This is a genomic window from Methylobacterium sp. WL116 (assembly GCF_008039455.1).
In the GTDB taxonomy this organism is placed as follows: Bacteria; Pseudomonadota; Alphaproteobacteria; order Rhizobiales; family Beijerinckiaceae; genus Methylobacterium.
The window spans coordinates 1-14,891 of record NZ_VRUV01000059.1 but is presented as its reverse complement, the minus strand read 5'-3'; the positions used below and the strand labels follow the sequence as shown (position 1 = coordinate 14,891).

The window sequence follows — 14,891 nt, the reverse complement described above, 5'->3', positions numbered from 1 at the left end:
GAACGGATCGGCGAGGCCGTGGCCACCATCACCGCGAAGCCGCGGCCCGCCTCCCCGGCCCGCGCCGCCTCGATCGTGGCGTTCAAGGCCAGCAGGTTGGTCTGCCCGGCGATCGCGGTGATGGTGGCCACGGCCTCGCCGATCCGTTCCGCCGCCTCCGACAGCGTCGCCATCGCGGCGTCGGTGGCGCGCGCCTCGCGGGATGCGGTGGCGGCGACCGCGTTCGATTCCTGCACCTGGCGCTCGATCTCCCGAAGCGAGGCGACCATCTCCTCGGCGGCGGCGGCGACCGTCTGGACGTTCGCCGAGGTCTCCTCCGCCGCCGCACTGGATGCCAGGGCCTGGTTGCTGGTGGCGTCGGCCACCTGGGTCATCGAGCGGGCGGTCGCGTCGAGCTCGGTCGCGGCCGAGGTGACGATGCCGATCGCGCCCGCGATCGTCCGGTCGAAATCGACCACGAGCTGGTCGACCCGGTCGGCCCGGCGCTGCCGGGCGGATTGCTCCGCGACCTTTTGGGCTTCCAGGGCGAGGCGCTCGATCCCGTTCTGGCGGAAGACGTCGACCGCCCGGGCCATCTCGCCGATCTCGTCGCGGCGCGCGATCCCCGGAATGTCCACGGCGGTCGCGCCGCGGGCGAGCCGGCTCATCGTGTCGGTGAGCCCGTAGATCGGGCGGGTGACCTGCCGCCCGATGAGGAAGGCGGCGCTGCCGACCAGCAGCGCGATGCCGCCGAGGCCGAGCGACAGCTCGATCACGAGGGCCTTGAGGTGGGCCAGCGTGTCGTCGGCGTAGACGCCCGAGCCGATGATCCAGCCCCACGGCTCGAAGCGCTTCACGAACGAGATCTTGTCGACGGGCTGCTCGGCCCCGGGTTTCGGCCACATGTAGGACACGAAGCCGGCCCCCCGTCTCCGTGCCACGTCGGCCATCTCGACGAACAGGGCCTTGCCCACCGGATCCTTCAGCGCGGCGAGATCCGTGCCGTCGAGAGCCGGCTTGATCGGATGCATCACCATCCGCACCTGGTCGTCGATGATGTAGAAGTATTCGTTCGCGCCGTATCGCAGGTTCCGTACGCCCTCGAGCGCCGACCGCCTGGCGGCCGCTTCGGTCATCCGGCCGGACCGCGCCTCCCCCTCGAAATGCTCGAGCACGCCGGCGGCGACCTCGACCAGCTGCTGCGTCTTGACCGCCCGGCTGTTCGTCACCTCGTCGCGGAGTTCGATGACCGAGAGGGCGATGAGGCTGATCAGCCCCAGCACGCAGATCACCGTGATCGCGTGGATCTTCGTACCGATCGACAAGCTCATGATTCACCGCGGCACGAAGACGGATCCCTATCCGTAGGAGTGATGTCCGCATCCGGTTAAGGGGAGGTGAATTCGAACCTAGGATGCGCGACTCCGCGGCGTCGCGAAAGCGAAGCCCGGTTCCGTGCATGCGCGTTCGAAAGCCGGCCGGCGATCGGGGATGGGGACCGATCGCGCCTCTGCCCGACACCACGCGTCGGTGGAATTCGACGCCGGATCGGGCGACACCGGCGTCGTCAGATGCAGGGCCTGCAGGGCGACGCCTTTCCCGATCGCGGCGTCCACCGCGACGTCGCGGAGAATGCCCGCCGCGTCGTGACCGACGCCTAGACCGCGGCATGGGCGCCCCCTGACAAGCCGTTCACGACGCTGATCGTCACCTTCGCGGCCAAGGGTAGCTGCCTCTGCGCGGCCGTTGCCGGGCACCGAAGCGCGGCCGACCGGGAGGCGCACCAGGCGATGGGGTTACACAAGGGCTGGGGGCATCTGCGCCGACCAGCGCCCGGCGCTCGCCGCCCCGTGACTTTTTCGGCCGACCTCCGGTCGATGCCGGCCGGAAAGCGATCCCGGAAACGAAAAAGGCCGCCCTCTCGGGCGGCCTTTCACGCGAACGTCGAACCGATCACATGCGGTGGCGACGGTGATGCATCATGCGGTGGCGGCGCTGGTGGCGCATCATCGGACGGGCCATCGGGCGCATGCCGGGGCGCATCGACGAGCCCATCTCCGGCGTGCCGCCCGGCGCACCCATCGCACGCTCCATGCCGCCGCGCGGGCCGCCGGCCTGGGAGCCGGACGAGTTGTAGGGGGAGTTCCCCTGGGCGAAGGCGGTCGCGGACATGAGCGTCAGCGACGCGGCGATCAGGAACAGTTTCTTCATTGGGGAAGTCCTTGGGTCGTCTGCGGAGGCGGAGCCTCCGCCTCGAACGGCGCCGCTGCCCGATTCGGCGTCGGCGTACGCTGGTGAACCGTCGCCGTCGCGTCGGGGTTCCTCCGCCGGGAAGCGATTCCGCGGGCGCGACGATCCGATCGGCTCGCTCTACTCACGGTTGATGATCGAACTCGGTATTCCACCCCCGTGCGGACGCGCTCCGCGCAGGCCGCCGCCGGCGCGGTTCCCCGTGTCGGACGCGACATCGATCCCGTTCCGCGACGGCATCCACCAAGCGCTGGAAATGGTCTAGGGAGGCGCAGCTTCGGACCGCGGATGCGGCCGCACGAAGGGGGACGCTCATGGATCCTGTACTGATCACCGGGGCGGCCGGGTTCATCGGGTACCACGTCGCCGAGCGCTACCTCGCGGCCGGCCGGCCGGTGATCGGCATCGACAACCTCAACGCCTATTACGACGTCGGCCTGAAACAGGCGCGGCTCGCACGGCTCGAGGCCCATCCGAACTTCCGCTTCCTGAAGCTCGACATCGCCGAGGCCGATGCCGTCGATGCGCTGTTCGCCGAGCACCGCTTTCGGCTCGTGGTCCACCTCGCGGCGCAGGCGGGCGTGCGCTACTCGCTCGAGAACCCGCGCGCCTACGCGCGCAGCAACGTCGACGGATTCCTGAACATCCTCGAAGGTTGCCGCCATCACGGCTGCGCGCACCTCGTCTACGCCTCGTCGAGCTCGGTCTACGGCGCGCTCACCAAGATGCCGTTCTCGATCCACGACAACGTCGACCACCCGGTCAGCCTGTACGCGGCGACCAAGAAGGCGAACGAGCTGTTCGCCCATTCCTACAGCCACCTCTACGGTCTGCCGACCACGGGCCTGCGCTTCTTCACGGTCTACGGCCCCTGGTACCGGCCCGACATGGCGTTGTTCCTGTTCACCCGGGCGATCCTCGCAGGCGAGCCGATCTCGGTGTTCAACAACGGGCTGATGCAGCGCGACTTCACCTACGTCGACGACGTGGTCGACGGGGTGGTGCGGATCGGCGAGCGCATCGCCGCGCCGAACCCGGGCTGGGACGGTGCACGCCCCGACCCGGGCACGAGCGCCGCGCCCTACCGGCTCTACAATATTGGCAACAACCAGCCGGTGCAGCTGCTCCACCTGATCGACGTGCTGGAAGGCTGCCTCGGCGTGAAGGCGGTCCGGCGGATGCTGCCGATGCAGGCCGGCGACGTGCCGGCGACCTTCGCCGACGTGGACGACCTCTCCGCCGCCGTCGGCTTCGCGCCGTCGACCCCGATCGAGGCCGGCGTCGAGCGGTTCGTGCGGTGGTATCGCGCGTATTACCGGGCCTGACCTTCGGACGGCTTGATCTTCAGCTGGTCGATCACCCAGCGCCACGTCCCGTCCGCCTGCTCGCGCGCGGTCTCCGCGGAGATCGTGCCGTTGGGCAGCCGCGCGAACGTCATCGCGATCGGCCCGTTGCGCAGCGGCGGCAGCACGTCCGCGGCCGGGAAGTCCGAGCGCCGGGACAGCAGGTCGGCGTAGAAGGCGCGGATCTCCGCGTGCCCGGTGGCGACGATGCGGCCCGCGGCGAGCACCGCATCGGGCTCGTAGAGTGCGACGAGCCCCTCGACGTCGCCGGCATTGGCGCGCTGGTTGAACAGGCGGGCCAACGCCTCCGGCGCCTCGGCGCCCGCCCTGTGCATGTCCGACATCGCATCTCCTCTCGTGGTGGGCGCCGCGCTCCCGCTTCGCGGGGCCGCCGTCAGGTCAACGCCGTGCCGGTGCCGTCGTGCACCGAGACGGCGATGGGAATGCCGAGCTTCACGCTCTCCGACACCGTGCAGAACCGCTGGAACTGGTCGAGCACCCGGTGGATCCGCGGCATGTCGGCGGCTGCGGCGCCGAGCGCGATCCGCACGTCGACGCCGACGATCCGAAGGCGGTCGGCCTCGTTGCGCGCGATCCGGCAGGTGGCTTCCGCGGACACGCCCTTGCCGTCCTGGCGGAACTTCCCCAGCGCGAAGACCAGGCTGGCGCACAGGCAGTTCGCCACGCCGGCGATCAGCAGCTGTTCCGGATGGGGGCCGGTCCCGCCGCCGATCGGCTCCGCCTCATCCACGCGCAAGGCCGGCAATGCTTTGCCGAAATCCACCGTGAAGACGTAATCGCCGACCTGGCTGATCGTGATGCTCGGCGCCGGCGTCATCGCATTGCTCCCTGTGCTGCCGAATGTTGCGATCGGCACCGGCGTTCCGTGGTTCGAGCCCGGTCGGCTGACAGATCCGCGATTTGAAACCGAAGCGAGGCGGCGCGGGCATCGCGTGCCTTGACGCGATTTCTGCTCTGGCATACCAAATACCAAATAAGGAATCGAGCCCTCGACGGATCGTCTCGGCGATTGCGAGCGTGGCCCGGCTCCGCCGCAGGGAGAGCTTCCATGCCCGGCCGAATTCCCGACCGCTGACCTCGATCCCGATCAGGGTCCGCGTCGTCGCGTGCTCCGCGGCCCGCGCGACCGACGACGACCCTCGCGGATCGACGATCGGCGGTGGACGACGGGTCCAGGATTGATGAGCGTCCTTCATGTCTGAGGCGATCGACTTCGAACAACTGGTCTCGAATGCCGGCGACGCGATCGTGGTCTCGGATCCGGAGGGGGCGATCGTGGTGTGGAACGCTGCCGCCGAGCGCATCTTCGGGTTCACGCCGGAGGAGGCGCTCGGGCGATCGCTCGACCTGATCACCCCCGATCGCCACCGGCACCGGCACTGGGAGGGCTACCGCAAGACCATGCGCACCGGCGTCACCCGCTACGGCGCCGAGGTGCTGCGGGTGCCGGCCCTGCACAAGGACGGCCGCGCCCTGTCGATCGCCTTCACGGTCAGCATGCTGTTCGACGCTGACGAGAACGTCACCGGCATCACCGCCGTGATCCGCGACGAGACGGAACGCTGGAACGCGGAGCGCGCGATGCGGCGCCGCCTCGCCGAGCTGCAAGCCTGACGACGGCGTTCGGCGGTCCGCCGCCGGGAACAGCCGACGTCCTCGAGATCAAGGCCGGATTTCGCAAGCAAGACGGCATCCGGCCGAAAGCAACGTGACCGCGGATCGAGGCTCCGCAGAAGAGCCCGGTCTCCGCTCGCCGAACGCGGCACCGATCGAGGGTCGGCGTCGCCACCCATCCACGCAAGAGAGGAAAAGCCGACGATGAGCAAGCCACTCGAGGGGATCAAGATCATCGACTTCACCCACGTCCAGGCTGGGCCGGCCTGCACGCAGCTGCTGGCCTGGTTCGGCGCCGACGTGATCAAGGTCGAGCGCCCCGGCTCCGGCGACGTCACCCGCAACCAGCTGCGCCATGTCGAGGGCGCGGATGCGCTCTACTTCACGATGCTGAACTCGAACAAGCGTTCGCTGACCCTCGACACCAAGACGCCCGAGGGCAAGCAGGTGCTGGAGAAGCTGATCGCCGAATCCGACGTGCTCGTCGAGAATTTCGGCCCCGGCGCCCTCGACCGGATGGGCTTCTCCTGGCCGCGGATCAACGAGCTCAACCCGGGCATGATCGTCGCCTCGGTGAAGGGCTTCTCCGACGGCCACCACTACGAGGACCTCAAGGTCTACGAGAACGTCGCCCAGTGCGCCGGCGGCGCCGCCTCGACCACTGGGTTCTGGGACGGGCCGCCGACGGTCAGCGCGGCCGCGCTCGGCGATTCCAACACCGGCATGCACCTCGCCATCGGAATCCTCACCGCGCTCCATCAGAAGAACAAGACCGGCAAGGGCCAGAAGGTCGCCGTGTCGATGCAGGATTCGGTGCTGAACCTCTGCCGCGTGAAGCTGCGCGACCAGCAGCGCCTCGATGCGCTCGGCTACCTCGAGGAGTACCCGCAGTACCCGCACGGCACGTTCTCGGACGTGGTGCCGCGCGGCGGCAATGCCGGCGGCGGCGGCCAGCCCGGATGGGTGCTCAAGTGCAAGGGCTGGGAGACCGACCCGAACGCCTACATCTACTTCACGATCCAGGGCCATGCCTGGGCCCCGATCTGCCGGGCGATCGGCAAGGAGGAGTGGATCGACGATCCGGCCTACAAGACCGCATCCGCCCGCCAGGACAAGATCATGGACATCTTCGGCACGATCGAGGAGTGGCTTGCCGACAAGACCAAGTTCGAGGCGGTCGACATCCTGCGCAAGTTCGACATCCCCTGCGCCCCGGTGATGTCGATGAAGGAGATTTCGGTCGATCCGTCCTTGCGCGCCAGCGGCACGGTCGTCGAGGTGCCGCATCCGCATCTCGGCTCGTACCTGACGGTCGGAAGCCCGATCAAGTTCTCGGACATGACGGTCGAGATCAAGTCCTCGCCGCTGCTCGGCGAGCACACCGACGAGGTGCTGGTCGACCTCGGCTACACCCAGCAGCAGATCGAGGAGCTGCATCAGGCCCGCGCGGTCTGAGCAGTCCGACGCTCTGCGAAGCCGCTTCCGGTCCCACAGGACGCGGGGGCGGCTTCCGCCGTTTTCGCGTGAGAACGACTGGATGGGTCGCGCGAAGCACCAGACGGCCCCCTCTGCCAAGGGGAGAGGGTTGGGGTGAGGGGCGTGACCTCTCCGGAAAGCTCACGCCCCTCATCCTGTCCTTCTCCCCATGGGAGAAGGGACCCGTGCCTCGTCCCGTCGGCCGTGCGAAGACGACGGCCTCGGTGGGTGTAGGCGTGGCGCGGCGCTGAAACATGCAAAGGCTCGGATCCATGCAGGCCCTGTGGCGCCGGTTCGTTCCGGCCGCGACGCCGCTCAGCGTCCGCGAGCGCATCCGGTCGGCCCTCGGCGCGATGCTCGGCATCCTCGTCACCGGGGTCATCGGGGCCTGGGCGCTGGGACCGACCACCGCCCTGCCCGTCCTGATCGCGCCGATGGGCGCCTCGGCGGTGCTCCTCTTCGCCGTGCCCGCGAGCCCTCTGGCGCAGCCGTGGTCGATCATCGGGGGAAACCTCGTCGCGGCCCTGGTCGGCGTGAGCGTCGCGACCTTCGTGCCCGATCCGGTCTCCGCGGCGGCGCTGGCCATCGCCGGCACTGTCGGCCTGATGATGGCGCTGCGCTGCGTCCACCCGCCGAGCGGCGCGGTCGCGCTCACCGCGGTCCTCGGCGGCCCGGCGATCCACGACCTCGGCTACGGCTTCGTGCTCTGGCCGGTCGGCGCGAACTCGCTGCTGCTGCTGGCCTCGGCGCTGCTGTTCAACAACCTGACGGGCCGGCCCTATCCGCATCACGCGGTTGCCGCCTCGCCCGGCCGGATCGGCGCCGAGCCCGCCACCGCACCGCTCGGCTTCACCTCCGCCGACCTCGACGCTGCGCTCGAGGACTTCGACCAGCTCCTCGACGTCGGCCGGAGCGACCTCGAGGCGATCCTGCGCCAGGCGCAGATCCGCTCCTACCGCCGGCGCTCGGGGCAGACCGACTGCGCCGCGATCATGACCCGCGACGTCGTCGCCATCGCGCCCGGCGCCCCGCTGATGGACGCCCTCGCCCTGCTCCGACGCCACCACATCAAGGTCCTGCCCGTCACCGACGAGAGCGCCCGCGTGGTCGGCATCGTCACGCAGACCGACCTCCTCGACAAGGCGGCCTGGGACCGGCGCGGCCCGCGACTCGGGCTCGGACGCCGCCTGCGCCTGACCGCATCGCGCGGGCGTGCCCCCCACGGATGCGTCGAGGACATCATGACCAGCCCGGTCGTCACCCTGCGGCCGGAAAGCCCGATCGGCGAGGTGGTTCTGCAGATGTCGGGCCTCGGCCTGCATCACCTGCCGGTGGTCGGGCCGGACGACCGCCTCGTCGGGATCGTCTCGCAGGGCGACCTCGTGGCGGCGCTGCTCACCGACGCGGAACGGCCGAGGGCCGACGCGCCGGCGCCTCGCGAACTCGCCGTCGCGCCGGCCTGATCCGCCGCGACGTCAGGGCGGGCTCGGCTCGCCGAGGAAGAACGCCACCGCCTGCGCGACCACGGCCGGATCGTAGGCGTGGGGGCCGTCGTACTCAACGTAGGTGACGTCGTAGCCGGCCCGCTCCAGCTGGGCGGCGTGGCTGCGGCCGCCATGGGCGACCGCGATCTGGGCGTCCCGGGTGCCGTGCGAGACGAAGATTCGCGGCGCGCCGGCCTGGACCTGCACGCTGAGGAAGCCGGCGGACGAGGCGATGACGTGGGTGACGACGTCGCCGTTGGTCAGGCCCGATGAGAGGGCGTAGCTGCCGCCGTCCGAATGCCCCGCGAAGGCCAGCCGCGCCGGATCGAGCAGGAACCGCGAACCGACCTCGGCGAGCGCGGCTTCGAGGCGCTCGCGGTCGGGCCCGTGGCCGGCGATGACCAGGTCCCAGGTCGGGAACAGCGATTGCGGCGCCAGCAGCAGGAAGCGGCGCGTCTCCGCATGCGCCTCCAGCATCGGCAGAATCTTCTCCGCGCTGCCTCCGCCGCCGTGGAACAGCACCACGAGCGGCGTCGGCCTGCGCGGGTCGATGCCACGCGGCACCCGCAGGATCGCGTCCCGCTGCGCAAACAGCTCGAGCGCGTGCCGCCCCGGCGCCAGCGGCGGCCGCGTCGGCAGCCGGTGCGCGAAGGCGATCCGGCCGATGAGGCGAGGGTCGATCATCGTGTTCTCGCCGAAGAACCTGGAAGGCCGTTGACGCCGAGCCCGTCATTTCCGGGGTGCGAAGCCGAGCCCGGAATGACGGGCTCGGCGTCGATCGACGGGTTACGAGCCCCGATCTGTTCGCCTTACTTCCGCTTCACGGTGCTCTGCGGGTTGAGGCTGCCGATGTTGCCGCTCTCCGTGCCGGCGGCGGGGTCGATGACCGCGTTGACCAGGGTCGGCCGCCCCGAATCCATCGCCGTGTTGACCGCCTCGCGCAGCGCGTCCGGCGTCGTGACGTGGACCCCGACGCCGCCGAAGGCCTCCATCATCTTGTCGTAGCGCGCGTCCTTCACGAACACGGTCGGCGCCACGTCGGCGGCGCCCGAGGGGTTCACGTCGGTGCCGCGGTAGATGCCGTTGTTGTTGAACACCACGATGCAGACCGGCAGCTCGTAACGGCAGATCGTCTCGACCTCCATGCCCGAGAAGCCGAAGGCCGAGTCGCCCTCGACCGCGAGCACCGGCTTGCCGGTCTCGACAGCCGCCGCCACGGCGAAGCCCATGCCGATGCCCATGATGCCCCAGGTGCCGACGTCGAGGCGCTTGCGCGGCTGGTACATGTCGATGACGCCGCGGGCGAGGTCGAGGGTGTTGGCGCCCTCGTTGACGAGGATCGCGTCCGGCCGCTCCCTGATGATGGTGCGCAGCACGCCGAGCGCGCCGTGGAAGTCCATCGGCGTGGAGTTCTTCAGGAGGCGCTGGCCCATCTTGGCGATGTTGGCGTCCTTCTTCGCCTTGATCGTGTCGGTCCAGGCGGCGGGCGGCGCCGGCCAGCCGCCCTTCATCCCGTCGAGCAGCGCCGCGACGCAGGAGCCGATGTCGCCGACCACCGGCGCCACGATCTCGACGTTCGAGTCCATCTCGCGCGGCTCGATGTCGATCTGGATGAACTTCTTCGAGCCCGGCGCGCCCCAGGTCTTGCCCTTGCCGTGCGAGAGCAGCCAGTTCAGGCGGGCGCCGATCAGGAGCACCACGTCGGCCTCCTTCAGCACCGTCGAGCGCGCCGCGCCGGCCGACTGGGGATGGGTGTCGGGCAGGAGGCCCTTGGCCATGCTCATCGGCACGTAGGGAATGCCGCTGCTCTCGACGAGCTCGCGGATCGCCGCGTCGGCCTGCGCGTAGGCGGCGCCCTTGCCCAGAATGATCAGGGGGCGATCGGCGCCTTTCAGCACCGCGAGCGCGCGCGCGATCGCCTCCGGCGCCGGGATCTGGGCGGGAGCCGGGTCGATCACCTGCACCAGCGACTTCACGCCGGCTTCCGCGTCCATCACCTGCGCGAACAGCTTGGCCGGCAGGTCGAGGTAGACGCCGCCGGGCCTGCCCGAGCAGGCGGCGCGGATCGCGCGCGCGACGCCGATGCCGATGTCGGCGGCGTGCAGCACGCGGAAGGCGGCCTTGCACAGGGGCTTGGCGATGGCGAGCTGGTCCATCTCCTCGTAGTCGCCCTGCTGCAGGTCGACGATCTCGCGCTCGGAGGAGCCCGAGATCAGGATCATCGGGAAGCAATTGGTGGTGGCGTTGGCGAGCGCCGTCAGGCCGTTGAGGAAGCCCGGCGCCGAGACCGTGAGGCAGATGCCCGGCTTCTTCGTCAGGAAGCCGGCGATCGCGGCCGCGTTGCCGGCATGCTGCTCGTGCCGGAACGAGATCACCCGGATGCCCTCGGCCTGGGCGAGGCGCCCGAGATCGGTGATCGGGATGCCGGGCACCCCGTAGATCGTGGTGATGCCGTTGAGCTTGAGCGCGTCGATGACGAGGTGGAAGCCGTCGGTCAGCGCCGGCTGCGTGTCGGCCTCGGCCATGTTGACGTCGGCGGTGTGCATATCGATGACTTGGGCGCGTGCGGACATCTCGGCCTCCCGAATGGATGAATGTTGGGCCGCTCCGGGGCCTCGGCCCCGGATGGCTGGTCGCAGAATCCGCGCCGCGCGCGGGTCGATCGAGCGATCGTCGAAGGAGGCGGGCCCTGAAGCGACGGACCCGCCGCCTCAGGCGATCCGGACGGGCTCGGCCTTCGGCACCGGCAGCGTGGCGTCGAGGGCGAGGTAGCGGCTCCGCATCGGCTTCAGGACGAAGATCGCCAGCGCCGCCGCGGCGAGGTTGAGGGCGACGATCATGCCGAACACCGCATACCAGCCGTACGCCGCGGCGATCAGGCTGCCGAACGGCACCAGGAACGAGGCGGTGCCCTTCGCGGTGTAGAGCAGCCCGGCATTGCTGGTGGCGAACTTCGAGCCGAACGTGTCGCCGCAGGTGGCAGGGAACAGCGAGTAGATCTCGCCGAACACGCCGAAGTAGAGGGCGGTCGCCAGCACGAACACCGCCGGGGTGGTGCCGTAGCTCAGGAGCAGCAGCACCGCGACCGCGGCGGTCGAGAAGGCGATGAACATCGTATTCTCGCGTCCGATCTGGTCGGAGACCCAGCCGAAGAACGGCCGGCCGAACCCGTCGAAGATCCGGTCGAGCGAGATCGCCAGGGTGAGCGTCGCCATGGTCAGGCCGAGCATGCTCACCGGCACGTCGGCGACGTGGAAGTCGTGGGCGATCGGGGCGATCTGCGCCGCCGCCATCAGGCCGCCGGCCGCGACCATCACGAACATCGCGTACATCACCCAGAACACCGGGGTGCGCACGGTCTCGCTTGGGGTGCGGTCGACCTGGCTCTGCGGCAGGTTGTGGCGCCGGCGCTGGATCGGCCCGGCATGCCTCGGCTTGCGCAGGAAGATCGAGAGGAACACCACCACCGCGCCTTGGATCAGGCCGAAGGTGAGGAACGCGCTCTGGTAGCCGCTCGAGGCGATCATCTTCGCGATCGGCACGACGGTGATCGCGGCGCCCGCGCCGAACCCGGCGGCGGTGGCGCCGGCGGCCAAGCCCCGGCGATCCGGGAACCACTTCAGCGCGTTGCCGACGCAGGTGCCGTAGACCGACCCGGCGCCGATGCCGCCGACCACCGCGCCGAGATACAGCACCGGCAGCGATCCCGCGTAGGCGTTGATCACCCAAGCCAGGGCGATCATCACGCCGCCGAAGGCGACGACGACCTTGGGGCCGTAATTGTCGACGAACCAGGCCTCGACCGGCACGAGCCAGGTCTCGGTGGCGACGAAGACGGTGAAGGCGAGCTGGATCGAGGCCCTTCCCCAATGGTGGTCCGCGTCGATCGGGTCGACGAACAGCGTCCAGCCGTATTGAAGGTTGGCGATCATCGCCATGCAGAGCACGCCGAAGGCGAGCTGCCACCATTTCGCCGCAGGGGCGTCCTGACGTTCCATCCCGGTCTCCTCCGCCTGCGACTCTCTGTTCGCGTGTCTGCATCATGCATCGATTCAGCAGGTATGCAATATACCAGACCTGAAGAGGCCTGCGAAACGTATTATCCTGCCGCTTTCTGTCATTCGGCCCCGACGCCGCTCCGCGCAAGGCGGTTGAAATGCCGGGCGCGATTGCGCCCTGGCGATGTAGGGGCCGTACACGGTCGGCTCACGCGAAGACCGCTTTGCGGCCGTCTCCCGCGGACGCTCCGGCCGGCCGTCGTTCGATCGTGATCGGATCGCGCCTGCGCCGCCGCGATGCGCGCTGGCTCGACCGGCCCGCCGCGTGCGAGAGCATGCGGCGACGCCTTCCGAGATGCCGATGCCCTGCGCCCTCCTCCGACTGCCCGCGTGACCGATCCCGCACCTGCGTCGCGTAAGCGCGACCCGCGCGTCGACGTCCTGCGCGGCCTCGCCCTGCTGATCATCTTCATCGACCACATCCCGAACAACGCGCCGGCGCTGATCACGCCGCACAATCTCGGCTTCTCGGATGCCGCGGAGCTGTTCGTTCTGTTTGCGGGCTACTCGGCGACGGTGGCCTATGGCGGCCTGTTCCGGCGGGCGGGCGTGCCGGAGACCCTGAAGCGGATCGCGATGCGGTGCCTGCGCATCTACGTGTTCCAGGCCGGCCTGCTGCTCGCCACCCTGCTGATCGTGCGCGCCTGGATGGACGCGACCGGCCTCGTCCCGCGCTTCGGGGTCGCGCCGCTGCTGCAGATGGGGTTGTGGTCCGGCCTGTGGCGCGGGCTCCTGCTCAACGCCCTGCCGAACTACCTCGACATCCTGCCGCTCTACATCGTGCTGCTGGCGGCGTTTCCGCTCTACTATGCCGGCATCCGCCGCAGCGTCTGGGCGGTGCTGAGCCTGTCGGGCCTGGTCTGGGTGCTGGCCAACCTCGACCCGGCCCTCAACCTGCCGAACGCGGCGGCCGACGACGGCTGGTACTTCAACCCGTTCGCCTGGCAGTTCCTGTTCGCGATCGGGATGGCGCTCGCCGTGATGGTCGCGGCCGGCGACGGACTGCTGCCGCGCCGCGCCTGGCTCACGGCGGCGTGCTGGGCCTATCTCGCCGTCTCGCTGTTCCAGGCCGTCCCCTGGGACGTCTTCGGCCTGCCCGATATGAGGCCGTTCGAAATGGCGGTGCCGGACAAGGCCCGGGTCTCGCCGCTGCGGCTCCTGCACATCCTCGCGCTGATCTACCTCCTGTTCGGCTCTCCCGTGCTCCACCGCCTCGCGACGAGCCCGCGCCTGCGGCCGCTCGAATGGTGCGGGCGCCATTCGCTCGAAGTGTTCGCGCTGGGCTGCCTCGCGGCGCTGATCGGGCGGATCAGCTACCGCACCTTCGGGCCGAGCTGGCCGCTGCAGGTGGGCGTCAACCTCGGCGGCCTCGCGGCGATGATCGCGCTGGCGTGGTTCCTCGACCGCCGGGCGCGCCTCAGCGCCGCCCCATGACCACCCGCAGCTTGTCGGCCAGATCCTCGCGGCCGTAGGGCTTGTTGAGCAGGGGCAGGTCGGCCGGCAGGCCGTCCTCGCCGAACGCGGACGCCGTGTAGCCGGAGGCGAGCAACACGCGCAGGTCCGGCCGGAGGCGACGCGCTGCGACGGAGAGCTGTACCCCGTTCATGCCGCCCGGCATCACCACGTCGGAGAACAGGATGTCGACCCGCTCCGGCCCCTGCAGGCGGGCGAGCGCTTCGGCGGCACGGGTCGCGGTCAGGGTGCGGTAGCCGAGCTCGCTCAGGCTCTCGACCGCCATGTCGAGCACCGCCGGCTCGTCCTCGACCACGAGAATCACCTCGCCGTCGGTCGCTCGGCGCAGCGGCATCGGGCCCTCGGGACGGGCCGATGCGGGCTGCTCCTTCGAATGCGGCAGGTAGATCGACACGGTCGTGCCCGTGCCGACCTCGCTTTGCAGCACGACCTGCCCGCCGCCCTGGCGCGCGAACCCGTAGACCTGGCTCAGCCCGAGGCCGGTGCCCTTGCCGACTTCCTTCGTGGTGAAGAACGGCTCGAAGGCGCGCGAAGCGGTGCCGGCCTCCATGCCCAGGCCGGTGTCGCTGACCGCGACGTGGACGTAGTGCCCGGGCGCGAGTTCCGGCGGCGCGGCACCCGGTTCGCCCGTCACGGTCAGGTTCTCGGTCCGGATCAGAAGGCGGCCGCCGGACGGCATCGCATCGCGGGCGTTGACCGCGAGGTTGAGGATCGCGCTCTCGAACTGACCGGGGTCAAGCCGCACCGGATCGAGCGCGGGGTCGAGGTCGAATTCGACGGCGATGGTCTCGCCGACGGCGCGCTGCAGCAGGGTGTGGAAATCCTTCAGCAGACGGTTCGGGTTCACCGTCTCGGGCCGCAGCACCTGCCGGCGCGAGAAGGACAGCAGCTTCTCGGTCACCTCGGCACCGCGCCGCGCCGCGGTCATCGCCGAGCCGGCGAGGCGCTCCACCCGCTGCGCGTCGCCCGGGCGCCGGACGATCATGTCGAGGTTGCCGATGACGATGGTCAGCAGGTTGTTGAAGTCGTGCGCGATGCCGCCGGTGAGCTGGCCGATCGCCTCCATCTTCTGAGCCTGATACAGGCGTTCGTCCGCGTCCTGGCGGGCGGTGACGTCGACGACGATTCCGGCGAGGCCGGTCGCCCGGCCGGCCTCGTCCCGCGCCGCCCGGCCCTTGAGCTCGATCCAGCGC

General features: G+C 69.9%; 13 protein-coding genes. 5 read left to right on the top strand and 8 right to left on the bottom strand.

The annotated features are described in order from the left end of the window. Positions 1-1,310: cache domain-containing protein (locus tag FV223_RS07590; RefSeq protein WP_147726235.1), on the bottom strand; the 1,310-nt coding region annotated here is incomplete at its 3' end. Positions 1,311-1,932: 622 nt separating this feature from the next. After that, complete coding sequence (locus FV223_RS07585; protein WP_147726234.1) at positions 1,933-2,190, bottom strand: hypothetical protein; 258 nt, start codon at positions 2,188-2,190, stop codon at positions 1,933-1,935. Positions 2,191-2,543: 353 nt separating this feature from the next. Between FV223_RS07585 and FV223_RS07580 the strand changes: the two genes are divergently transcribed. Continuing rightward, positions 2,544-3,554: an NAD-dependent epimerase gene (locus FV223_RS07580; RefSeq protein WP_147726233.1), complete on the top strand. Its 1,011-nt coding sequence runs from the start codon at positions 2,544-2,546 to the stop codon at positions 3,552-3,554. Here FV223_RS07580 and FV223_RS07575 read toward each other — a convergent pair. Together FV223_RS07575 and FV223_RS07570 are read right to left on the bottom strand one after the other, a co-directional pair. Beyond that, positions 3,542-3,916, bottom strand: coding sequence for a nuclear transport factor 2 family protein (locus FV223_RS07575; protein ID WP_147726232.1), 375 nt, complete (start codon positions 3,914-3,916; stop codon positions 3,542-3,544). The two genes, FV223_RS07580 and FV223_RS07575, sit on opposite strands and share 13 nt — an antisense overlap. Positions 3,917-3,966: 50 nt before the next feature. Then, positions 3,967-4,410: an OsmC family protein gene (locus FV223_RS07570; RefSeq protein ID WP_147726231.1), complete on the bottom strand. Its 444-nt coding sequence runs from the start codon at positions 4,408-4,410 to the stop codon at positions 3,967-3,969. Between the two features lie 377 nt (positions 4,411-4,787). Here FV223_RS07570 and FV223_RS07565 point away from each other — a divergent pair, with 377 nt between their 5' ends. The 3 genes from FV223_RS07565 (at position 4,788) to FV223_RS07555 (ending at position 8,146) form a co-directional block, all read left to right on the top strand. Next, on the top strand, positions 4,788-5,207 hold the full coding sequence (locus FV223_RS07565) for a PAS domain S-box protein (RefSeq protein WP_147726230.1): 420 nt from the start codon (positions 4,788-4,790) through the stop codon (positions 5,205-5,207). A gap of 204 nt (positions 5,208-5,411) precedes the next feature. Further along, entirely contained in the window at positions 5,412-6,662 is a 1,251-nt protein-coding gene (gene frc / locus FV223_RS07560; RefSeq protein WP_147726229.1) for a formyl-CoA transferase, read from the top strand. Between the two features lie 293 nt (positions 6,663-6,955). Further along, positions 6,956-8,146 carry an HPP family protein gene (locus FV223_RS07555; RefSeq protein ID WP_147726228.1) on the top strand — a complete coding sequence of 397 codons (1,191 nt, stop codon included), beginning with the start codon at positions 6,956-6,958 and terminating at the stop codon, positions 8,144-8,146. Positions 8,147-8,158: 12 nt separating this feature from the next. Here the strand turns inward: FV223_RS07555 and FV223_RS07550 are convergent, their stop codons facing one another. From FV223_RS07550 to oxlT, 3 genes are all read right to left on the bottom strand, one after another. After that, the gene (locus FV223_RS07550) at positions 8,159-8,851 is read right to left on the bottom strand and encodes an esterase (protein ID WP_147726227.1); all 693 of its coding nucleotides are present in this window, start codon (positions 8,849-8,851) and stop codon (positions 8,159-8,161) included. Between the two features lie 125 nt (positions 8,852-8,976). Then, positions 8,977-10,740, bottom strand: a complete 1,764-nt coding sequence (oxc, locus tag FV223_RS07545) for an oxalyl-CoA decarboxylase (RefSeq protein WP_147726226.1) — start codon at positions 10,738-10,740, stop codon at positions 8,977-8,979. A gap of 138 nt (positions 10,741-10,878) precedes the next feature. After that, a complete protein-coding gene (gene oxlT / locus FV223_RS07540; RefSeq protein ID WP_147726225.1) occupies positions 10,879-12,165 on the bottom strand; it encodes an oxalate/formate MFS antiporter in 1,287 nt (428 codons plus the stop codon). 390 nt (positions 12,166-12,555) lie between these two features. Here oxlT and FV223_RS07535 point away from each other — a divergent pair, with 390 nt between their 5' ends. Beyond that, a complete protein-coding gene (locus FV223_RS07535) occupies positions 12,556-13,659 on the top strand; it encodes an OpgC domain-containing protein (RefSeq protein ID WP_243937115.1) in 1,104 nt (367 codons plus the stop codon). On the opposite strand, the gene FV223_RS07530 is transcribed toward FV223_RS07535, so the two are convergent. Next, on the bottom strand, positions 13,643-14,891 hold a 1,249-nt coding region (locus FV223_RS07530), incomplete at its 5' end, for an ATP-binding protein (protein ID WP_147726223.1). The two genes, FV223_RS07535 and FV223_RS07530, sit on opposite strands and share 17 nt — an antisense overlap.